Raw genomic sequence first — 21,567 nt, 5'->3', positions numbered from 1 at the left:
TGGTTTCTCCGGGGCCGACAGGACGGCCCCGGAGCGTTTAGCTTCAGTTCTTTACCACGCCTTGCAGGTGCAGCAGGAACGACGGCTCAAGCCCGAAGTTCTCCACCCGGTCATTGGTTACCGCGTTCTGCTTCCAGTTGGCGACAAAGACCCAGGGCGCATCTTCCTGCACAATCTCCTGCATCTCGCGGTAAAGCCGTGCGCGTTCATCCTGATCCGTCGCCGTACGGGCGGCGTCCAGAAGTTCATCGACCTTCGGGTTGGCGTAGTAGCCCGAGTTGAAGCCCCCCTTGTCAGGCCAGGCCTCGGACCGCAGCGCCAGATAGGGCAGCGTGTCGGGGTCATTGGTCATCCAGGCCATTTCAGCCATGTCCGCCTTGCCCTCCAGCCCCGGGTTCACTTCGCCCAGGAAGGTGTTCCACTCGTAGGTTTCGATTTTCACGTCAAAGCCAACGGCCTGAAGGTCCGCCTGGATCGCAGTGCCCATCGGCACCGGATCAAGCATACCGGAACCGCCCTCGGTGACATAGAAGGTCAGCGTTGCCCCATCAGCCCCGGCTTCAGCGATCAGCGCCTTGGCCTTTTCGGGATCGTAGGGATAGGGATCGAGCGCTTCGTTATAGGCCCAGGCAAAGGCGGGAGGAGTCGGACCAGCCGCCACGCTTGCCGTGCCTTCCAGCACGTCGTTCACGATCGCTTCCTTGTTGATCGCATAGTTTGCGGCCTGACGTACGCGCTTGTCGGCAAACGGGCCTTCCTTGGCGTTCAGGATCAGGAACCATACGTGCGGCCCGGCCTGTTCCGCAACGCTGAAGCCACCGCCCGAAAACTGGCCCAGCGATGTCGGTGGCACTTCAACCATCATGTCGATACCGCCCGCCAGCATTTCGGCCACACGGGTGTTGGCGTCGGTGATCGGGCGGAAGACGACGGCTTGCGTACCAGCGGCTTCTCCCCAATAGCCGTCATTCCGTTCAACGACTACGGCCTCGTTCGAGCGCCACTCGGCGAACTTGAAAGGACCGGTGCCGGACGGGTTGCGGCCGAACTCCTTGCCGTGCGCCTCGACGGCGGCAGGCGACACGATCAGACCGGTGGGATAGGCAAGGTTCGACAGGAAGGGTGCGTAGGGCGCGTTCAGCGTGAACTTCACTGTCATGTCATCAACGACCTCGGTCGACTGAACCGCACCAAAGAAGAACGACAGCGGGAAAGGCCCCGTGTCGTGATAGGGGTGATTCTCGTCCAGCATCCGGTCAAAGTTGAACTTGACTGCCTCGGCGTTGAAGGGCGTCCCGTCGTGGAACGTCACGCCATCACGCAGGGTAAAGGTGTATTGGGTGCCGTCCTCGCTGATGTCCCAACTGGTCGCCAGCGCCGGCTCCACCTCCAGTGTGCCCGACTTGTAGCGGGTTAACCCCTCGTAAACATTTACGAGAATGCGGAAATCGTTGACGGCCGTCACGGCCGCGGGGTCGAGCGATTTCGGTTCTGCAATCTGGCCGACGATCAAGACGCCGGGCGGGGTTTGTGCAACGACCGGCCCACCCAGACCGCCGATCAAGAAAGCGGCCCCAACGGCCGCGACGAGGCCCCTTCGGGTCCAGGAAAGCAGTGGCATTTCTTATTCTCCCTGTTGGTGTTCTGGTCGCATATTTATCATGATAATTTGCAATCGTCAATTTATCATGATAAATGGATGACTCCAGTTTAAGGTGCGATATGACGTTCTCGATTCTAGCGCGCGACCAAAAGACAGGTTCCATCGGAGGGGCCGCTGCAACAGGCAGTCTTTGTGTTGGTGGATGGGTTTTGCGCGGAGAACTCGCCGCAGGCATGTCCGCCAGCCAGGGCGCCGCGCCCTCGACATTCTGGGGGGAGGAAGTCTTGCAGCAGATGCGCAACGGCTCCGCGCCCGAACAGGCGGTTAACGACGTGACGTCCCGCGACAGAGGGCGGGCGTATCGGCAACTTTCGGCGATGGACCTAAGCGGCAACGTCGCCGCCTATACCGGGGACAAGAATGAGGATGTGAAAGGCAGCCTGACATTTCCGGGCGGAATTGTATCAGGAAACATGTTGGGAAGTGACAGTGTACTGAGCGCGATGGAAACCGCGTTCACCAGTTCTGGCGATGCATTCGAGCGCCGATTGATCAATGCCTTGAAGGCCGCCCATGACGCGGGCGGCGATTTTCGGGGTCTTCTCTCGGCTGCGATACTCGTCCTCCATCCTGATCGTCCTCCGTTGACCTTGAGGATCGACTACCATGCCACGGACCCGATTGGTGCGCTGGAGCAGCTCTGCCAAAAGGCTACGTCCGGCGACTATTACGATTGGGCACAGCAAGTTCCCGTCACATCCGACAAGGAGCGCATCCTTGACTGATTGGGGGGCACGCGCCGAAAGCCTTCTGAACGAACTCGCAACCTGCTCTGAGCCGGGTCCGGGTGTGACGCGTCTTCCCTTCACGCCAGAACACCGGGCGGCGATTGATCTCCTTCAGATGCATATGGAGGCGGTGGGTTTGACCGTTGCGCTTGACCATGCCGGAACGCTGATTGGCCGACTCGAAGGTCCACCCGGATCGAAAACGCTGCTGATGGGATCACATCAGGACTCAGTACGCGAGGGCGGCGCCTACGACGGGATCATGGGCGTCGTGCTGCCGCTTCTGGCCTTGGCAAAGCTTCGGTCAGACGGGATCAACCTGCCATTCACGGTCGAGATCCTGGCCTTCGCCGACGAAGAAGGCGTGCGGTTTCCAACGGCCCTGATCGGCTCGCGCGCCCTGGCGGGGACGTTCGATGCCGCTGTGCTGACCATGACGGATTCGCAGGGGGTAACGCTTCAGGAGGCGATGACAGGCTTCGGGCTGAACCCCGAAGTAGTGGGAACGCTCGTACGCAATCCCGATGACGTGTTGGGTTTCGTCGAAACTCACATCGAACAGGGACCCGTTCTTGAGCGCGACGACCAGCCCCTTGGCGTCGTCACGGCGATTTGCGGCATTGAACGGCATCAAATTGAGATAACAGGCGAAACCGGCCATGCGGGCACGCTGCCCATGTCCGGACGGCGTGACGCGCTTGTCACCGCAGCCGCCATCGTTACCGAGGTTGACCGGCTGGGACAAACCACCCCCGACCTCCGCGCAACCGTCGGCGCTCTGACCGTTGAACCGAATGTCGTCAATGCGGTGCCGCGCCGAGTGACCATGACAGCCGAGTTTCGTTCGCCGGACGACGCGTCCCGCTACGCCGCGGGCGAAGCACTTCACAACTTCATGCAGAAACTGTCCACAGACCGAAGAACTGCGATCAAAGCCAAGAAGACCTATTCCCAGATAGCGCAGCCTTGCGACAACTCATTGTCCGCCCAACTGGCTGCCGCTGCAAAGAAATTCGGCGCGTCCGGCCTTGTCCTGCCGTCGGGCGCTACACATGACGCATCGGCCATGGCGGATCTGTGCCTCATTACAATGCTTTTTGTCAGGTGCCGAGACGGTGTAAGCCACACGCCTGAAGAATTCGCCACCAAAGATGACATGGGCGCGGGAATCCTTGCTTTGACATCGTTCCTGACGGAATTGGATCACTATAATTGCCAAGAAAACTAACACCAGCCCACGCTGCTTATCGCTGTTGAGACAAGCATTTGCATTGAAGCGAATGTCAGACTTCAGGTTGCAAGCGCAGCATAGCGACCCCCACGGCGAAGGTTCGAAATGGGCCGGAAGCGTCAGTGCAAAGGTCTACGCGGAGCCTAGATACGCCGGATCTTAAACCAGATCGGATAGTGGGAGAATTTCGCGCCAACGCAACGATTGGGGGCATTATTGGGGGTCTTTTTATCTGACCGCATTTTTTACGTACACTAAATCAATACCATAGCGTTGCAATCAAAGTCCCTTAAGCGCACCAATTCTCTCCGGAAAACTTCGGCCATAGGTGGTGGAACTTGGGCCCACAGAGCTGGATATCCAGCTTTCTCACACCCAGGTGTTATAGCTTTCACATTCCGACCCATTGACAGACAGCCGCCCGTTTGATTGCAGCTCAGTGCCGAAGCCATGGAGTCATACGCGGTCGAACCGAACGGTTGCGTATCTCGCAGTTCTCGCAACGCCGAAAGCGACCGCGGAACTGTCGCACGTCCTATTAGTCAATCCGCCCCTGGAAGTCTGATCAACGGCGCAGACTTCACAGCACCTTGACGCGCAGCCTCGACAATGCGCTCCGCCGCCAGATCCACTCCGTTTTCCGGAACCATGCGACTCTCGTTATCTTTTAGCCTGCCGCACATCTCCCTATCCTCAAGCGCTGACTGCATCGCTGCTGTCAATTCATCCGCCGTCCAGTGCGCGCGATGGAGCCGCCTGCCGGTCCCGGTTTCCACTGCACGGCGTGCATTGTCGTGGCCGTCCCAGCAATAGGGCATGATGAGCGACGGGACGCCGTAATAGAGCGCTTCGCAAAAGCTGTTGTTGCCGCCGTGGTGGATGAAGAGATCCGCCTCGGCCACGACGCTCGGTTGCGGGAACCATTGATCGAGAATGACGTTGTCGGGTACGGCCCGGTAGGCGTCCCGGAATGCCCCGACATTGACGAGGAAACGGGCAGGGAACTCGGCAAAGACGACGATCAGCCGCTTGATGAGTTCGGTGTCCAGCGCCCCGAGGCTGCCGAAGGATACATAGATCAACGGCCCCTCACCCGCAGCGAATTCCGGCACCTGGTAAGGCGCTTCCTGTCGCACGCAGCCTTCGAGGAATGTAAAGCGCGCCGGGTCGAGCTGGTGCTGTCGGTCATAGCGCAGGACTGAAGGGGCAAGCAGCAGATTGTGCCATGGCGAGGGCTCGAGGAACTGACCTTGGTCGAGCGGCGGCAAACCATGGCGGGAGCGGAACTTGTTATAACGGTGATGAACGGGCCCGACCGCTGAATTGTAACGCTCGACGAAGGTTTGCCAGTGCAACCGGTCATCCGCCGGGAGACCGGATAAGTAGGGCGGTACATTCGGGTCGGGCAGCTCTGTTTCAGCGCAGGAGATCACCCGCACCCACGGACATCCCGCGCGCACGATGGCCGGAAACATCACGACATTATCAAGAACCACCGCATCGGGTCTGAGCCGTTGCAGGAGGGCGAACAGCGGCGCCTCGGCCTGTTCTGCGGTTTCCACGATCGCATCCCAAGTGGGCGCGACATAGGTCTCGATCTGGTCCGCCGGGTCGAGATTGAAATGCGGCTGGTGGCGACTGATGAAATCTTGCCAATAGGTTTCCGGCACCGGGGCGTCGGCCAGCGGCAGATGGTATTCCTGAAAGCCGTATTCAGCGAAGACGCCCGAAAATCCCGCGTGGCAGATAAAGACCGGTCGAGCGCCGCGCGCCTTCAGCGCCCGTGCGATGCCGACGCAGTTCAGCGCGGCGCCGAAACTTGCTTCGGGGAAAAGCGCGATTGTGGGACCGATGCTCATTCCATCACCCCTCGCGCGGCTTGGCGCGGATGGCAAGCGGCGGCACGCCGCGGTTTGCGGCTCTCGGCCGCTGGTTGCGCGACAGGCGCAGGTGCACGCGCAGCAGATCGGCGGCGACTGCGACCTGATCGCTTTCCAGATGATCGAGAATATGAAGGTGTTCCAGCATCGCCTGCCTGAGCCGTACGACATTACTGCGCACTGCCGCGCCCGGCAAACCGCGCAGTCGATGATGGGCCGCCAAAGCGTCGCTGACGAAGCGGTTTGAGGCCCCGCGCGCAATCAGCATGTGGAACTCCAGGTCAAGCTGGCGGAAGCGGTTGCCATCCAGACGGTCGTCCGGCTCTGCCAGAAGCGCCACCATCGCACGGCGCAACGCGGCGGCGCGGTCGTGATCGAGCGAGAAGCCTGGCGTCGTCAAGGCGGCGGGTTCGAGAATCAGCCGGAAATCGAGACTGTCGGACTGCGATTCCAAGCTGTCAGGAAGGTTTGCGAAAACCCAGGACTGGCCCGGTGCGCGCGAAACAAGGCCGTCCTCGGCAAGGGTGCCAAACGCCTTTAGGACCGTGCGGCGGTCCGAGTCATAGCGGCGCATCACCTCGCCCACCGTCACGGTTTCGTCCAGTCGACGCGCGGCGCGGTCGCGGATGATACGTGCGGCAAGCTCTGCTTCTTTGGGGTCGGGCAGTGGCTCAGCGAAGGCGCCGGTCAGCGACACCCCCTTTGCCAGCCTGTAGCCCTGATCTGCCTCATGTTCGACAAGCCCCTGTTCTGTCAGGAGTTTCAAGGCGGCACGGACAGGTGTCCGCGAGACGTTGCACTGCGTGGCGAGATACTGTTCGGGAAGATGCGCGCCCGGTCCCAAGCCCCGTTCGCGTGCGACATCGAGAATCCGACGCGCGAGATCAAGGTGGTTCTGGCGCGGTCGTGGTGAAGCGGTTTTTCCGCCGTTGCTCTGCATCATTCTTTCTTCCCGACGGGCAGCATCAGCGCCGCCTTGGGTATTGACGTATTTTTTCGCTCAATAATACTATCGGGTCAAGGCGATCAGCCAAGAGTCGTCCTGAATTGGTTCAAAATCGAAAAATAATACCGACTGATCTCGGTCGGCATCCAACAGAAGAGGACCTGAAATGACACAACAGACCCCTCATTTCCGGCTATTGCTGGCCGGTGTGGCCGCCGCTGGTCTTTCCGCCGCCGGCCCGGCTTCGGCCGAACTCGTGATCTCGAACTGGGATGGCTACATGGCGCCCGACGCGGTTACGGCTTTCTCCAGCGAAACCGGCGAGGCCGCCGAGATGGTCGTCCACGCCACCAACGAAGAGATCATGGGTAAACTGATCGCCTCAGGCGGCGCGGGTTATGACGTAGTGTTTGTGTCTTCGCCTTTCGCGGAAGTGCTGCACAACCTTGACCTTCTGGAGCCGATCGACGCGGGCAAGGTGCCGAACCTTGCAAACCTCTATCCCGAGGCGGCCGCCTTGCCGCACGATCCGGGCAACAGCTTCTCGGTGCCCTATGCCTGGGGCACGACGGGGCTGTGCTACCGTTCCGATCTTGTATCGCCGGAGCCGACGTCCTGGAACGACCTGCTCCATCCGGCCGAGGCGCAGGCGGGCAAGGTCACGCTGCTTGGCACCGACCGCTGGCTTCTGGCCGCCGGGTTCCTCGCCAAGGGCTATTCGGTGAACGAAACCGATCAGGCCAAACTCGATGAGGTCGAGGCCGACCTGATCGAGGCAAAGAAGACGATGCTCGCCTTCGACGACACGACCTTCTATTCGAAGCTCGTCTCGGGCGAGGCGACGCTGGTCCATGCCTGGGATGGTTGGTGCAACTACGGCATCGCCGAGAACCCGGACATCAAGTTCATGATCCCGTCAGAGGGCTCCGACCTCTGGGTCGACACGATGGTGGTGATGAAGGCGTCCGAAAACAAAGATGGGGCGTTCAAGTTCATCAACTACATTCTCGACGCCAAGAACCACGCCTGGGCGGCGGAGAACATCCTCTACAAGGTGCCAAACAAGCCGGCGATGGAGAGCCTGTCGCCTGACATGGCGGGGGCTTTCCCCAATATGGGCATGGCGCCAGCTGATCTCGTCGCGCTGGAGCAGCTCCGCGACGTGGGCGAGGCGAGCCGCGCCTATGCCAAGGCCGTCAGCGCGATCAAGGCCGCGCAGTGACCTGAGGGGCGGGGCCACCCGGCCCCGCCCCCTTTCCCAAAAAAGACCCCTCGCGTGCAAAGCCCGAATACCCGCTCGACCCTTCTGATGGCGCCAGCCTTGATGTGGCTGACCGCGCTCATGGTCGTTCCCTGCGGGTTGATCCTTGCGCTCGGCTTCTTCCGGCGCGGGCTTTATGGCGGGATCGACTACACCTTCACGCTGGAAAACTTCGCGCTGATCGTCGATCCGCTCTATGCCGGAATCTTCCTGACCTCAGCGCGGATCGCGGGGCTTGCCACGCTGATCGCTGTCGTCATCGGCTACGGCGCCGCCTACGCGATCGCCGCCGCGCCGCGTCACCGCCAACCTCTCTTGCTCTTCCTCGCTGTGCTGCCCTTCTGGTCGAACTACCTGATCCGCACCTATGCCTGGATCGTGCTTCTGAACCGCGAGGGGCTGATCACACAAGGCTTGCGGATGCTGGGATATGAGGGCGAGCCGCCCTCCATGCTCTACACCGAAGGCGCGGTGATCACCGGCCTTGTTTACAACTACCTGCCCTTCGTGATCCTCGCCTGCTACGCGCCGCTTGCCCGGCTGAACCCGGAACTTGCCGAGGCGTCGCGCGATCTCGGCGCCTCGGCCTTTACCACGTTCCGCCGCGTGATCCTTCCGATGACCGTTCCGGGGATCGCAGCAGGCGTGGTCTTCGTCTTCGTCCTGTCCATCGGCAACTTCATCACCCCCGCGCTTCTTGGCGGCGGGCGGTTCCAGATGATGGGCAACCTGATCTACGCTCAGTTCCTGACCGCGAACGACTGGCCCTTCGGGGCGGCGATCTCGATGGTGCTGATCGCGATCATGATGGGGCTTCTGACGCTTCAGGCCATCGCCGCCGAGAAGGGCGCGGGCGAAAGGCGGGAGGGCACCGATGGCTGACCGTTCGCCCGCAACCCGCCGAAGCCTTGCCGTCGTTCTCGTCGCGGTCTTCGCCTTTCTCTACATCCCTATCGCGACCCTTGTCGCGCTCAGCTTCAATGAGGGTGGCCTGCCCACCGCCTGGACCGGATTTTCGGTCAAGTGGTACGGCGCATTGATGGCGAACCGCGACATCCTCTCGGCCGCTCTCAACACGCTGATAGTCGCGATGATCTCGACAGCCATCGCGGCGGTTCTCGGCACGCTGCTCGCGCTTGGGATCGAAACCCGGCGGCGAAAGGGCCGCGCCTTGGAGGCGCTGGTCTTCGCGCCGATGATCATTCCCGACATCGTGCTCGCCATCGCGCTTCTGAGCTTCTTCTCGCTCCTGAAAGTGCCGATGGGGCTGCACACGATCATCCTTTCCCATGTCGTCTTCAACCTGGCCTTCGTCTCGGCGGTAGTTCGGGCGCGGCTCAAGAGCTTCGACTGGTCGGTGACGGAGGCCTCGGCGGACCTCGGCGCATCGGGCTTCACGACGTTCCGCCGGGTGACGCTGCCCCTGATCCTGCCCGCCGTGATCGCCGGCGCGCTTCTCGCGTTCACGCTGTCGGTCGACGAATTCATCATCGCCTTCTTTACCGCCGGTGCCGGTCGCGCCTCCACCACCCTGCCGATGCAGATCTTCGCCATGATCCGCTTCGGCGTGACGCCCGAAATCAATGCGTTGGCAACCTTGGTGATGATTGTCTCGGTCACCGCACTGACTCTGTCGCAGCGGCTGAACAGGGGGGTGATCGCACCATGACCGCGCTTCTTTCGATCAACGGTGTGACGAAGCGGTTCGGTGCGGTGACGGCCGTCGACGGATTGTCGCTCGACATCATGGAGAATGAGTTCTTCGCGCTTCTCGGCGCGTCCGGGTCGGGCAAGACCACGCTGCTGCGGATGCTGGCGGGGTTCGAGACGCCGGACGCGGGCGCGATCCTGCTGGACGGTAGGGACATTTCGCGCGTACCGCCCAACCGTCGGCCGGTCAACCTGATGTTCCAAAGCTACGCGCTCTTCCCGCATATGACGGTGGAGGGGAACATCGCCTACGGGCTGGAAATGGAACGTCTACCCCGGTCCGACATCGCGTCGCGCGTTGGCGAGATCATGGAGATCACCGAGCTTTCGCCGATGGCGAAACGCAAACCCGACCAGCTGTCGGGCGGCCAGCGGCAGCGTGTCGCGCTCGCCCGCGCGCTGGTGAAACGGCCGCGGCTCGTGCTCCTCGACGAACCCTTGGGCGCGCTCGACAAGAAGCTGCGGGCGGCGATGCAGCTCGAACTCAAGCGGCTGCAGCATGAGGTTGGCATCACCTTCATCGTCGTCACCCATGATCAGGAGGAGGCTTTGGTCATGGCCGACCGCGTGGCAATCCTGAAGGACGGGCGGCTGTTGCAATGCGGCACCCCGCATGAGGTGTACGAACATCCCGCGAACCGCTTCGCCGCTGATTTTATCGGCGTGATGAATTTCATTGAAGAGGGCGGCCGCACGCTCGCCATCCGCCCCGAACGCATCCACCTTTTCCCCGACAGCGCCGACCGCACGGTCGAGGGGCGCGTTGCGGCGCGGGCCTATCACGGGCTCGACCTGCAGCTTCACGTCGCAACCCCTTTGTCGCCGAAACCGCTTCTCGTCCGCCTCACGGCCAATGCCGCCGACCGGAGGCCGGTGGCCGAGGGCGATACCGTCACGCTCGGCTGGAACGACGCCGATACACGTCAATTCAACGATTAGAACAGGGAGACAACCATGGCCCAGAAAACCTTCGCCTTCTTCCCCGAAGCCGCCTTTGGCCCGGCGCTGAACTCCGTTGGTATCGCGCAAGCGGTCGAAGCGCTCGGCCACAAGGCCGTGTTCCTCTCCGATCCGGGTTTTGTCGAAGTCTATCAGGGTTACGGGTTCGAAGCGCATCCCGTGGCCTTGTCCGAACCGATGCCGCCCGAGCAGATGGCGAAGTTCTGGGAGGACTTCATCAACGGCCACATCCCGAATTTCCGCAAGGCGCCGATCGACCAGATCGACAACTATGTGAAGGATTGCTGGGAGGCGATCGTCGACAGCGCAAAATGGGCGCAGAAAGACCTGCCGGGCGTGCTGGCCAAGGTGAAGCCCGACGTCATTGCCGTTGACAATGTCATCCTCTTCCCGGCGATCAAGCAGTACGGCGTGCCATGGGTCCGCGTCATTTCCTGTTCCGAAAACGAGATCGAGGAGGAAGGGATCCCGCCGCACCTCTCGGGCTGCGGCGAGAATGACACGGCCTGCCACAAGGCGTTCCGAAACAAATTCAACAGCGTGATCAAGCCGATCCACGACGATTTCAACGCATTCCTCGCCGAATGCGGCGAGGATGCCTATCCGATCGGCCAGTTCTTCGAAGCCTCGCCCTATATGAACCTCCTCCTCTACCCCGAGCCGGTAAAGTTCCACCGCGACGTGCCGCTGGACCCAGGGCGGTTCCAGTATCTCGAAGGCTGCGTCCGGAAAGAGGAACCCTATGAGGTTCCGACATTTGCCAAGAACAACGACGGCCCGCTTCTCTACGTTTCCTTCGGCTCGCTCGGTGCGGGCGACACCGACCTTCTGAAGCGGATCATCGCGGCGCTGGCGAAGTCGCCGTACCGGGCCCTCGTGAACATCGGCGACTATGCCGCCGAATATTCCGACCTGCCCGGCAACGTGCAGGTGGCCGGCTGGTTTCCGCAGCCCTCGGTCATTCCGCAAGTCGATGCGGTGATCCATCACGGCGGCAACAACTCGTTCACCGAATGCCTCTACTTCGGCAAGCCCGCGATCATCATGCCCTATGTCTGGGACGGCCACGACAACGCGACAAGGGTTCAGGAGACAGGTCACGGCTTCAAGATGCCGCGCTACGACTGGACGGACGCGGAGCTTCTGGCGAAGATCGAGACCTGCCTGACCGACAAGGCGATGGCGGCGAAGCTTTCCGCAACATCCAAGCATATGCAGGCGCAGAGCGGTCCGGCCAAGGCTGCGAAGCTTCTGGAAGGGCTCGCGAAGTGAGTTCGGCGCCGCATCTTCACGACGCCTCGACAAGGGCCGATCTGGTCGACTGGGGCGCCCAGCCTGACGCCATTTCAGGCACCTCGCGATCCTCGGGCAAGCTCGTCCACAAGGGGCCGGGGAACCGCCCCGAAATCGGCATCTGGGTCTGCACCCCGGGCCACTGGCGGCTCTCCATACCGCGGGACGAGTTCTGCAATTTCGTCGCCGGTCGGGCCACCTACCGCTCCGATACGGGCGAGGTGATCGAGGTCACGCCGGGCACCGCCGTGATGTTCCCCTCCGGCTGGACGGGGGAGTGCGAGGTGCACGAAACCATGCGCAACACTTATTACCTTTCGGATCGCGAGGCCAACGAATGACAACGCCCAACTGGCCCGACGCGGCCGAAGTCACGCTCGACGACTGGGGGCCGAGCAAGAACGTGATTGAAGGCGCGCCGCACCTTTCGGGCAAGGTGATGCATGCCAACCCGGACAGGTCCAGCGAATGCGGCCTCTGGTCTTGCACGCCCGGCAAGCGGCGCGTCACCATCCCCTCGGACGAGTTCTGCTACTTCGTCTCGGGGCGGGGCATGTATGTCGCCGACGACGGGCAGGAAATCCCCATCGCCCCCGGTGCAATGGTCTTCTTCCCCGCCGGCTGGACCGGCCTATGCATCGTCACCGAAACCGCCACCAAGGCTTTCATGAGCCGCTAGGAGCACCATGACCACCACACCTTTGATGCGCAAACCGCTGGACCAGACCGACCTCGTCGACTGGGGCGTCATCCCGACGATGATCGAGGGGGAATCGCGGATCTCGGGCCGGCTCATCTCGCGCAATCCCGACGGGTCGAGCGAATGCGGCCTCTGGATCTGCACGCCCGGCAAGTGGTTCTGCCACGTCACGAAGGACGAGTTCTGCCACTTCCTCGAAGGCCGCAGCACCTATGTTCATGAAAGCGGCGAGGTGATCGAGATCACGCCCGATACCGCCGCCTTCTTCCCGCAGGACTGGAAAGGCACCTGTACCGTCCACGAGACCATCAAGAAGGTCTACATGATCCGCTGAGGTTCCGATGCCGTTCGATCCCACCCGCCCCGCCTTCTTCGTCACGCCCGGTTTCCGCCCCATGGCGGGTGACCCTCGCGAAGTGATCGACCCCGCGACTCTGGAGGTCGTCGGCCGGATCGCGGAGGCGGGCGACGACGAGATGGCCTCGGCCCTCGACGCCGTCGGCGCGGCGCAGGCGGCATGGAAGCGGGTCGACGCGAAGACCCGGGCGAGGGTCCTGCACCAACTCGCCAACACGATCGAGACGGCCGACCACCGCCCCGCCGCAATCCTGATGAGCCGCGAGATGGGCAAGCCCTATCCGGAGGCCATCGGCGAGATTGCGAACTGCGCGCCGATCTTCCGTTATTATGCGGAAATGGCGCGGGACGAGGCCGGAAAGGTCGCGGGCACAACGCAAGCCGGATCGTTCCAGTATGCGCGTTACGAACCGCTTGGCGTGTCGGTCCACATCATGCCCTTCAACTTCCCCGTCCTTCTCATGTGCTGGACGGTCGCGGCATCCCTCGCCGCCGGGAACGGCTGCATCGTCAAACCGGCGCCTGTGACCACGCTTTCAACGCTTGAATTCATGAAGTGCTTCCGGGACCTGCCCGAAGGCCTTGTTGCCTGTCTGCCGGGCGGCGCTGCTCTGGCGGAGAAGCTCATCGCCTCGTCCCGCACACATGCCGTCGCCTTCACCGGCTCAGTCGCGGCGGGCAAGGCAGTCGGGATGGCGGCGGCCGCTGCGATGAAGCCCGCGGTGATCGAGGCGGGTGGCAGCGACCCGATGATCGTCTGCGAAAGCGCGCCGCTGGATGTTGCGGCGGCCGGCGCCGTGACGGCTGCATTCCACCTTTCGGGACAGGTCTGCACTTCGGCCGAGCGGCTTTACGTGGTCGATGCCGTTCATGACGCTTTCGTTGAGGCTTTTGCTGAAAAGACGCGCACATTGCGGGTCGGCAATGGCCTGATGAAATCCGAGATCGGACCGCTCGTTTCCGAGGCCGCGCGCGACCGGGTGGCGGCGCTTGTTGAAGACGCAATCGCGAAAGGCGCGGAGGTCGTCACCGGCGGACGCGTGCCGCCCGATCAGAACCGGGGCTGGTTCTACGAACCGACCATACTTACCGGCTGCAAAGAGGATATGGCGCTTCTACAATCCGAGTGTTTTGGCCCCGTCGCCGCCGTCGTCCGCGTCCGCGACTTCAACGACGCCGTCGCGCGTGCCAATGCCTCCCCCTTCGGACTGGGCGCCTCTGTTTTCACCACCAACTTAAATGAGGCAATGGACTCCGCCGAACGGCTGGACGCCGGGATGGTCTGGGTCAACAACCCGCTCATCGACAACGACGCCCTGCCCTTCGGCGGCTGGAAGGCCTCCGGCCTCGGTCGCGAACTCGGACGACAGGGGCTCGACGCCTTCAGACGCACGAAGATGGTCATCATCGACCACAAGCCGGTTATTCAGGACTGGTGGTATCCCTATCCCGATGATTGGTTTCTGGACGGCGGCGGCCGATCCTTGGGTTGATGATGACTTGTCGGTGGAAGAATTCGCACCCGCCGAAAACTGTGATCGGATAACTGGGCCCGAAACGCTACACTAGCAGCGACCAATCGGGAGATGTCTTATGGGTTTCAAGCCGTTTGTTTTCAGCGCTGCGCTTCTGATCGCTACGCCCCTTTGTGCCCAGGATGCCGCGCTCGTGATCGGCAACGAGAATTACCGAAATGCCTCGAACATATCCGCCGCCGATGATGCGCTGGATGCCGCCGTAGCGCTCGAGGAAACGGGTCTGGTCGTGCGCAAGGGCAGCGACCTCGACACAGCCGCGATGCGCGCGCTTCTGTCCGAGCATTATGGCGATACAACAGCGCCGGGACGCACCGTGATCCTGCTGGCAGGGCACTTCGTCCATGCAGTCGGTGAAACCTGGTTCCTTGGGACCGAGGCACGGCTGCCGGGTCTGGCTTCGGCCGATGGCGCGGGTTTGCCCCTGTCGACCATTCTTGCCATTGCGGCCGAACGTCCCGGAAAAGCGGTGGTGTTGCTGGGAACGGAGGAGCGCCGCATTGACCCCGGTCGCGGGCTGTCGCCGGGAATTGGTGCGCTCGACATTCCGCAGGGTGTTACGCTGATCAGTGGCGAGGCTGACGATATCGCCGAATTCGCAGGCGACGTCGTTGCCATCCGCGGCCTTACGCTGGCCGCGCTGGCCGAGCGTGCACAGGGCCTGCGGGTCGAAGGTTATCTTGGGGACACGGCACCGTTCCTGCCTGCGGCGGAAGTCGCCGGGCCACCCGCGCCTGCCACGACCTCCACCGCGGCGGAAGCCGGTTTGGAAATCGAACGCGAATTGTGGGAAACAACGCGTGAGATCGACACGAAGCTGGCCTACGAATCCTATCTGCGCCGCTATCCAGACGGGCTCTTTGCCGATGCGGCGCGCCGGGCGATCACCGAGGCCGACGATCCGGTGGCGCAGGCCCGCGCGGCCGAGGAGGCGCTTCGTCTGTCGCGAGATCAGCGCCGTCAAATCCAGCGCGATCTTTCGATCCTGGATATCGACCCGAAGGGCATAGACGGACTGTTTGGTCCCGGCTCGCGCAATGCGATCGGGACATGGCAGCGTCGGAACGGACACGAAACGACCGGCTATATCACCGCTCCGCAGATGGCGGCCCTTGCCGCGCAGGCCGAAAAGCGCGCGGCCGAACTGGAAGCCGAGGCGACCGCACGTCAGGCCGAACAAGAACGGCTCGACCGGCTCTACTGGGACCAGACCGGCGCGGCGGGTGACGAGGCGGGGCTCAGGGCCTATCTCAGGCGCTACCCCGACGGGCTTTTCGCTGAACTGGCGCAGGAGCGACTGAAGGTCTTCGACGATGCCCGGCGGGAACAGGCCGCCGCCGCAGATCGCGCGGCATGGGATGTTGCCGTGCGGACCAATACGGCAGCAGGCTACCGCCGGTACCTTGCAGATTATCCGCAGGGCGCCTTCGCCGACGAGGCAAAGCTGATGCTGGCAGAACCCGACACGACGGCAGCAGACACGGCGGCGCAGGAGCAGGCTGCGAGGACCGAACAGGCGCTTGGGCTGAACGGGGTAATGCGCTCAATGGTAGAGCAGCGGCTCGCCGCGCTTGGGCTGAAACCCGGCAAGGCGGACGGTGTCTTTGACGACGATACAAGGCGCGCGCTCAGACGGTATCAGCAGGCCCGGAACCTGCCAGTCACCGGCTATCTGACCCAGCAGACTGTTGCCCGGCTTCTGGTCGACTCGCTCTGATTAAAGCCAAAAACGTTTGCTCGGGGCAGCAGCGTATGGGACGCTGTTGGCAGAGGGGTGCGCCATGCTCAAGACCATTCGGACCATCTGCCTTGTCTACCTCATCGCGGCTCCTGCGGTCGCGCAGGAGACCGTATTCATCATCCGCCACGCCGAAAAGGAGCTTTCCGGCGATGACCCCGCCTTGACCGAGGCCGGTCGTTTGCGAGCTGCGGCCTGGGCGGAAATGCTAGGGTCTGCAGGGATCGGTATGATTGTCACATCGGATACGCGCCGCGCGCGCGAAACCGGGGGCCTGATCGCCAACATTCTGGCCGTTCCCGTGACCGAACACGACTGGAGGGATACTGCAGGGCTAATCGACATTCTTGGCTTTGACCACGAAGACGACATCGTTCTGGTCGTCGCCCATACCGAGACGATCCCCGGGATCCTGTCGATGCTCGGCGTGTCTGATCCTCCGGAGATCCCCAAGGACGATTTTGCGAACCTTTTCGTCGTCCGGCCTGTGGGCGGCGACACAGCGGCATTGACGCATCTGCGTGTGCCGTGACATGGGCGGCCGAGACCCATGGCCACCAAAGGAAAAAGCCGCCGGACTACCGGCGGCTTTTCACAAAGCTCTTGTGCCACTCAGCCCTGACGGGCCTTGAAACGGCGCTGCGTCTTGTTGATCACATAGACGCGGCCCTTACGGCGCACGATCTGACAGTCGCGATGGCGCAACTTCAGCGAGCGGAGCGAGTTCTTGACCTTCATCGGTCTTCTCCTATTCGCGGCGCGCGTCGCGCCTGTTGAAACTCAAATGCCCCCGAATCGGGGGCGGATGGTGGGCGGTACTGGGATCGAACCAGTGGCCACTACGATGTCAACGTAGTGCTCTACCGCTGAGCTAACCGCCCGTTCCGTCAACGATTCCGACGCGCTGGCCCTATTGGGTGCGCGGTCGCAACCGCTTCGGTCCCGGGTCTATAAAAGGAGTCGGTGCGGCTTTCAAGGGGTTTCGGCGTGCAGTTGTTTGTCGCTATAGTCGGCCTATTCGCAAGGAGCGGCCATGACCGGTTCGCCACATGATTTGACCCTGCCCCTACGACGCCTGACCAGCGTCGTGTTCGCCTCGCCGCATTCAGGCCGCGACTATCCGGCAGGTTTTCTCGAAACGTCGATACTTGACGAACATTCCATCCGATCGTCCGAGGACGCTTTCATCGATCAGCTTCTCGACGGCGTGGTGGCGTTCGGGGCGCCGCTGCTTACCGCGCGTGCGCCGCGGGCCTATGTCGATGTGAACCGCGCCGCGGACGAGATGGACCCGGCATTAATCGAAGGTGTGAGAATCGCGGTTCATAATCCCCGCGTCGCCTCGGGTCTTGGAGTCATTCCTCGCGTTGTTGCCGGTGGTCGTGCCATTTATCGCGGCAAACTGCCCCTGTCCGAAGCCGCCACGCGGATCGAACAGGTCTGGCATCCCTATCACGACTGCTTGCGCCGCCTGCTTGACGACGCCCGTGCGACCTTTGGTCAGTCAATTCTGATCGACATGCACTCAATGCCGCATGAAGCGATGGATTCCATCGCCTCGTCCGGCATTAAGCGCCCCGAAATCGTCCTTGGCGACCGGTTCGGTTCGGCGGCGGCCCCTGACATCGTGGACCGGATCGAGGCGGCTTTCGAATCGGCGGGTTTCCGCACCCAGCGTAATGCGCCGTTTGCCGGGGCATACATTACCCAGACCTATGGCCGCCCCTCGCGCGGGATGCATGCAGTTCAGATCGAGATGGACCGGTCCCTCTACATGAACGAGCGCGAAATCCGGCCGAACGGCAACTTTCTTGGCTTCAAGCGGATCCTGACCGGGATACTCGCTGAGATCGCCGAGATCGGTCGCGGCAAATCGTCCACGATGCCGCTGGCGGCGGAATGATCACCTGAGCGACCGGCCCTTGACGATCGCGTCGGGGCCGAACCTTGCCCGGATCGCATCGGTGGCACGTTCCGCACCCGCCCGTTTCGCCGCCTGAGGGTCGAGCAGGTCGGGCGTCAGATCCGCCTCACCCGCAGACACGATATCCGACAGGCCGACACCGATCAGCCGGTAGGCATCCCGCCCCTTGACCTGCGCCAGAAGGTCGGCCGCCTCGCGGTAGAGCCGGTCGGCGATCTGGGTCGGCTCGCGCAGGGTATGGCGCCGTGTGATCGTGGTGAAATCGGCGCGCTTCAGCTTCAGCGTCACGGTCCGCCCTGCCAGCCCTTTGGCCTTCGTCCTGTCGGCGACCTTCTCGGCCAGTCGCCAGATGTGACCATCGAGAAGATCACGGTCGGCGATATCCTCATCGAACGTGGTTTCGGCCGAGATCGACTTCATCGGCTCATGCGGATTGACGCGCCGGTAATCCTCGCCCCGCGCGAGATGCCAGAGCCGGTCGCCGATCTGGCCAAAACGGTGGTGCAGGTCCTTGCGGTCCCATCGGGCGAGATCGTCGAAGGTCCGGATACCCGCCGCGTTCAGATGTTCCTGGGTCGCAGCACCAACCCCCCAGATCATGCGCACCGGCTTGCCCTTCAGGAACGCCGCAGTGTCACCTTTGCCGATGATCGAAAAACCGCGCGGCTTGTCGAGGTCCGAGGCGATCTTGGCGAGGAACTTGTTATGGGACAGGCCAACCGATCCAGTCAGCCCCAGTTCCGACTCCATCCGTTTCAGAAGGCGGCACAGGAGGACCGCAGGGGGCGCCTTGTGCAGCCGCTCGGTGCCGGTCAGATCGAGGAACGCCTCATCCAGCGACAGGGGCTCAATCACCGGCGTCAGTTCGTCCATCAGCGCGCGGATCTGGCGCGACACGGCGGCGTAGTGACTGCCGCGCGGCTTGACCACGACCGCCTCGGGGCAAAGTTTCAGCGCTTGAAACATCGGCATCGCCGACCGCACGCCCTTGATCCGGGCGAGGTAGCAGCAGGTGGAGACGACCCCCCGCTTGCCGCCGCCGACGATGACCGGCTTGGCGCGGATCTCGGGATTGTCGCGTTTCTCGACCGACGCATAAAAAGCGTCGCAATCCATGTGCGCGATGGAAAGCGAGAAAAGTTCAGGATGCGACAGGATGCGCGGTGACCGGCAGGCCGGGCAGCGCGTGCCGGTCTCGAACATGTGCAGGCAGTCGCGGCAAAGGGCTTGCATGATGGCGCGATTATGCCCCAGTCGCACGCGCGGTTGAACAGGTCTTCACATGACCCCTGCCGAAAGGAAATCCTGCAGCCGGGTGCGCAGATAGGGAACGGCACGGGCATGGGTCACGAAGACCCCGATCTCCATCATCTGCCATCCCTGCCCCTCATCCCCGAAAACGACCCTGTCAACCTCGCCGGGTTCGATCCGGCCACCGAAGAACGCAGCGCGGCCACCGGGCTCGTGTTTTGACGCATAGTCGCGCCGCCAGATCAGCCGGGATTTCGGCAAGACCAGCCCGAATTCCTCGCGCAACTCGCGCAGAACGCAGTCTTCGGGGCCTTCAGATCCTTCACGCCCGCCGCCGGGCAGATCCCAGAACCCGGGAAAGGCAATCCCCTCCCGGTCGTCCCTGAGACAGGTCAGCACCCGTCCGGCCCCGATCAGCGCAAGCTTCGCGCCGACGAAGCCGGAATCAGTTGTCATTGATGTCGCTGTCCCAGACCCTGATCTGGCCACGCCGCACGCCCACGACCTTGCGCAGGAAGAGCCATGCTGCAAGCGATGCCACGGCGAATACGAGCAGCAGCACCGCGAGCGAACCGCCGAGGATTCCGGCCCAAAGAAGAAGTCCGGTCAGCGCCGCCCCGATAGCAAAACCCAGAAGGATAAATCCGGGGATTACCACTTCGAGAATGCCGAGAATCGCCCCGGCGATCATCCAGACCCACCATAGCTGCCAGAGCATTACGACCGTCCCTTCAGCATCTTAAACGCATCGCCAAAGGCCTCCAGCGCATTGGCGGGCACGATCACGGTCTGCTTGCCTGCCCCCTGCCCGACCGCCGTCAGCGCTTCCACCTGCTTCAGAGCGACCTGATACTGTGCGGCCTCGATCCCGTTTTCACGGATCGCCTTTGCCACCACCTCGGTCGCATAGGCCTCGGCCTCGGCCGAGATGCGGCGGGCCTTGGCTTCCTGCTCGGCCGCGTAGAGGTCGGCATCGGCGGCCAGTTCGACTGCGCGCTTCTTGCCCTCGGCCTCGGTCACATGCGCGCGGCGAGCGCGCTCGGCGTTCAGCTGTTGCAGCATCGCGGCGCGCGTCGCCTCATCAAGGTTCACGTCCAGCACTTCGGCCCGCGTGACCTCGATCCCCCAGTCATCGACCATCGCCGCGACCTGCTCACGCACCTTGGCGATCAGGTCGGCGCGGTTCGACTGGACCTGGTCAAGTTCCATCTTGCCGATCTCGGACCGAACGATGCCGGCGACCGTCGTGGCAATGGCGCCATCCACATCGCGGATCCGGTAGACGGTCTTTTCCGGTTCGATGATGCGGTAAAAGACCGACGTTTCCACCTTCACCAGCACGTTGTCGGAGGTAATCGCATCCTGCAACGCATTCGGAAGCTGGCGTTCAAGAATAGAAATCTTGTGCGCCACGCGATCGAGGAACGGCACGATGAAGTTGATCCCCGGCCCGAGGACGGCGCGCAGCCGCCCGAACCGTTCCACGACATGCTTTTCCGACTGCGGCACGATCCGCACGCCAAGCATGACGCAGATGATGATGAATACCGCCAGAGCGATCAGCACGCCGTTGCCGCCGATCAATTCTCCCAGAACCTGCTCTAAATCCATTTCCGTCCCCCGGATCAAATGTCCCGCGGACGTGACTATGCCCGCAGGACCCGCCGGTGAAAAGCCCTTGCAGCCGCGTACGGAGTCAATCCGGCTAGCCGAAAGCTGTTCCAGTCAGTCAGGATGTATTGCCCGACATCTTAATCGCCGCTTTTCCAGCCCTGATCGCGGTGGCTGCCGTCGCAATAGGGTTTGATACCCGATTTGCCGCAACGGCAAAGCACGTATTTGCGGCGGCACGCGCCTTCGCCAGGATGGGGTTCGGCAATGTCGGCCTCGCGCACGTAGTAGGGGCCATTGCGGGCGACCTCAATCCGGGCCCGGTCGGCGACGAGATGGGTGACCGCATCGCCCAGCGCCAGTGCCAGCGCACCCGAGGGGCAATGGGCAATCACCGATTCCACCGCATTGCGGCTGCCCTTGTCAGGTTGAACCCATGGCTTCTGCGCTGGGTTGAAGACTTCGGGCGCGATGCGGCCGCATTCGGCGGCGTGGGAACAGATGAGCGGGTTGTAGGTGACCGTCACTTCCTGACCTGCGTACCGCAGGATGCGGTTCACCCCGGACGGCGTGCCGCCCGAGCTTTGAAACCCATTGGTCTTGTGACTGCCATCGCAAAAGGGCTTGGTCTTGCTGCCGCCACAACGACAAAGCGCGACGACCGGCTTCACCTCCAGCGGTTGACCGTCGGGGCCCGTGAGTTCATCCAGCCCCTTGATGACCAGCGGGCCGTTTTCCCGCGTTTCGATTACAACCTTGACGTCATCGTCCATACCACC

At 62.5% G+C, this 21,567-nt stretch carries 23 protein-coding genes and 1 tRNA gene; 14 read left to right on the top strand and 10 right to left on the bottom strand.

Annotated features, from left to right (window positions below):
- Window positions 1-43: 43 nt before the first annotated feature.
- Complete coding sequence (locus OEZ71_RS10485; protein ID WP_263739893.1) at window positions 44-1,621, bottom strand: ABC transporter substrate-binding protein; 1,578 nt, start codon at window positions 1,619-1,621, stop codon at window positions 44-46.
- Window positions 1,622-1,695: 74 nt separating this feature from the next.
- Between OEZ71_RS10485 and OEZ71_RS10480 the strand changes: the two genes are divergently transcribed.
- Window positions 1,696-2,388, top strand: coding sequence for a DUF1028 domain-containing protein (locus OEZ71_RS10480; protein ID WP_263739892.1), 693 nt, complete (start codon window positions 1,696-1,698; stop codon window positions 2,386-2,388).
- Window positions 2,381-3,619, top strand: coding sequence for a Zn-dependent hydrolase (locus OEZ71_RS10475; RefSeq protein ID WP_263739891.1), 1,239 nt, complete (start codon window positions 2,381-2,383; stop codon window positions 3,617-3,619). The genes OEZ71_RS10480 and OEZ71_RS10475 overlap by 8 nt, the downstream gene beginning before the upstream one ends.
- A 545-nt stretch (window positions 3,620-4,164) precedes the next feature.
- Here the strand turns inward: OEZ71_RS10475 and OEZ71_RS10470 are convergent.
- Together OEZ71_RS10470 and OEZ71_RS10465 are read right to left on the bottom strand one after the other, a co-directional pair.
- Entirely contained in the window at window positions 4,165-5,481 is a 1,317-nt protein-coding gene (locus OEZ71_RS10470; protein ID WP_263739890.1) for a glycosyltransferase, read from the bottom strand.
- Window positions 5,482-5,485: 4 nt separating this feature from the next.
- Entirely contained in the window at window positions 5,486-6,445 is a 960-nt protein-coding gene (locus OEZ71_RS10465) for a GntR family transcriptional regulator (RefSeq protein WP_263739889.1), read from the bottom strand.
- Window positions 6,446-6,614: 169 nt separating this feature from the next.
- Here OEZ71_RS10465 and OEZ71_RS10460 point away from each other — a divergent pair, with 169 nt between their 5' ends.
- The 11 genes from OEZ71_RS10460 (at window position 6,615) to OEZ71_RS10410 (ending at window position 16,534) form a co-directional block, all read left to right on the top strand.
- Window positions 6,615-7,670: a polyamine ABC transporter substrate-binding protein gene (locus OEZ71_RS10460; RefSeq protein WP_263739888.1), complete on the top strand. Its 1,056-nt coding sequence runs from the start codon at window positions 6,615-6,617 to the stop codon at window positions 7,668-7,670.
- An 87-nt stretch (window positions 7,671-7,757) separates the two neighbouring features.
- Window positions 7,758-8,591 carry an ABC transporter permease gene (locus tag OEZ71_RS10455; protein WP_263739887.1) on the top strand — a complete coding sequence of 278 codons (834 nt, stop codon included), beginning with the start codon at window positions 7,758-7,760 and terminating at the stop codon, window positions 8,589-8,591.
- Window positions 8,584-9,378 carry an ABC transporter permease gene (locus OEZ71_RS10450; protein ID WP_263739886.1) on the top strand — a complete coding sequence of 265 codons (795 nt, stop codon included), beginning with the start codon at window positions 8,584-8,586 and terminating at the stop codon, window positions 9,376-9,378. Before OEZ71_RS10455 ends, OEZ71_RS10450 begins: the two co-directional genes overlap by 8 nt.
- Complete coding sequence (locus tag OEZ71_RS10445; protein ID WP_263739885.1) at window positions 9,375-10,358, top strand: ABC transporter ATP-binding protein; 984 nt, start codon at window positions 9,375-9,377, stop codon at window positions 10,356-10,358. The genes OEZ71_RS10450 and OEZ71_RS10445 overlap by 4 nt, the downstream gene beginning before the upstream one ends.
- A 15-nt stretch (window positions 10,359-10,373) precedes the next feature.
- Window positions 10,374-11,651 carry a glycosyltransferase gene (locus OEZ71_RS10440; RefSeq protein WP_263739884.1) on the top strand — a complete coding sequence of 426 codons (1,278 nt, stop codon included), beginning with the start codon at window positions 10,374-10,376 and terminating at the stop codon, window positions 11,649-11,651.
- Window positions 11,648-12,013, top strand: a complete 366-nt coding sequence (locus tag OEZ71_RS10435) for a cupin domain-containing protein (protein ID WP_263739883.1) — start codon at window positions 11,648-11,650, stop codon at window positions 12,011-12,013. Before OEZ71_RS10440 ends, OEZ71_RS10435 begins: the two co-directional genes overlap by 4 nt.
- Entirely contained in the window at window positions 12,010-12,351 is a 342-nt protein-coding gene (locus OEZ71_RS10430) for a cupin domain-containing protein (RefSeq protein ID WP_263739882.1), read from the top strand. Before OEZ71_RS10435 ends, OEZ71_RS10430 begins: the two co-directional genes overlap by 4 nt.
- A gap of 7 nt (window positions 12,352-12,358) precedes the next feature.
- A complete protein-coding gene (locus OEZ71_RS10425; RefSeq protein ID WP_263739881.1) occupies window positions 12,359-12,706 on the top strand; it encodes a cupin domain-containing protein in 348 nt (115 codons plus the stop codon).
- 7 nt (window positions 12,707-12,713) lie between these two features.
- On the top strand, window positions 12,714-14,222 hold the full coding sequence (locus OEZ71_RS10420; RefSeq protein WP_263739880.1) for an aldehyde dehydrogenase family protein: 1,509 nt from the start codon (window positions 12,714-12,716) through the stop codon (window positions 14,220-14,222).
- Window positions 14,223-14,322: 100 nt separating this feature from the next.
- Window positions 14,323-15,981: a peptidoglycan-binding domain-containing protein gene (locus OEZ71_RS10415; RefSeq protein WP_263739879.1), complete on the top strand. Its 1,659-nt coding sequence runs from the start codon at window positions 14,323-14,325 to the stop codon at window positions 15,979-15,981.
- Window positions 15,982-16,045: 64 nt separating this feature from the next.
- A complete protein-coding gene (locus tag OEZ71_RS10410; RefSeq protein ID WP_263739878.1) occupies window positions 16,046-16,534 on the top strand; it encodes a phosphoglycerate mutase family protein in 489 nt (162 codons plus the stop codon).
- 80 nt (window positions 16,535-16,614) lie between these two features.
- On the opposite strand, the gene ykgO is transcribed toward OEZ71_RS10410, so the two are convergent.
- On the bottom strand, window positions 16,615-16,740 hold the full coding sequence (gene ykgO, locus OEZ71_RS10405) for a type B 50S ribosomal protein L36 (protein ID WP_263739877.1): 126 nt from the start codon (window positions 16,738-16,740) through the stop codon (window positions 16,615-16,617).
- Between the two features lie 68 nt (window positions 16,741-16,808).
- A tRNA-Val gene (locus tag OEZ71_RS10400) sits at window positions 16,809-16,883 on the bottom strand.
- A 152-nt stretch (window positions 16,884-17,035) separates the two neighbouring features.
- Here OEZ71_RS10400 and OEZ71_RS10395 point away from each other — a divergent pair.
- Window positions 17,036-17,905 carry an N-formylglutamate amidohydrolase gene (locus OEZ71_RS10395; RefSeq protein ID WP_263739876.1) on the top strand — a complete coding sequence of 290 codons (870 nt, stop codon included), beginning with the start codon at window positions 17,036-17,038 and terminating at the stop codon, window positions 17,903-17,905.
- On the opposite strand, the gene OEZ71_RS10390 is transcribed toward OEZ71_RS10395, so the two are convergent.
- The 5 genes from OEZ71_RS10390 to OEZ71_RS10370 all read right to left on the bottom strand — a co-directional run bounded on the left by OEZ71_RS10390 (window position 17,906) and on the right by OEZ71_RS10370 (window position 21,561).
- Entirely contained in the window at window positions 17,906-19,159 is a 1,254-nt protein-coding gene (locus OEZ71_RS10390) for a DNA polymerase IV (protein WP_263739875.1), read from the bottom strand.
- 45 nt (window positions 19,160-19,204) lie between these two features.
- Complete coding sequence (locus tag OEZ71_RS10385) at window positions 19,205-19,633, bottom strand: NUDIX hydrolase (RefSeq protein ID WP_263739874.1); 429 nt, start codon at window positions 19,631-19,633, stop codon at window positions 19,205-19,207.
- On the bottom strand, window positions 19,623-19,895 hold the full coding sequence (locus OEZ71_RS10380; RefSeq protein WP_263739873.1) for an NfeD family protein: 273 nt from the start codon (window positions 19,893-19,895) through the stop codon (window positions 19,623-19,625). The genes OEZ71_RS10385 and OEZ71_RS10380 overlap by 11 nt, the downstream gene beginning before the upstream one ends.
- A complete protein-coding gene (locus OEZ71_RS10375) occupies window positions 19,895-20,788 on the bottom strand; it encodes an SPFH domain-containing protein (RefSeq protein WP_263739872.1) in 894 nt (297 codons plus the stop codon). Before OEZ71_RS10375 ends, OEZ71_RS10380 begins: the two co-directional genes overlap by 1 nt.
- Window positions 20,789-20,928: 140 nt before the next feature.
- Entirely contained in the window at window positions 20,929-21,561 is a 633-nt protein-coding gene (locus tag OEZ71_RS10370; protein WP_263739871.1) for a CDGSH iron-sulfur domain-containing protein, read from the bottom strand.
- Between the last annotated feature and the right edge of the window lie 6 nt (window positions 21,562-21,567).

This window comes from Albidovulum litorale (genome assembly GCF_025751495.1).
Taxonomy (GTDB): Bacteria; Pseudomonadota; Alphaproteobacteria; order Rhodobacterales; family Rhodobacteraceae; genus Albidovulum; species Albidovulum litorale.
Note: the sequence above shows the minus strand (reverse complement) of the source record. Positions and strands in the feature narration are given on the sequence as shown.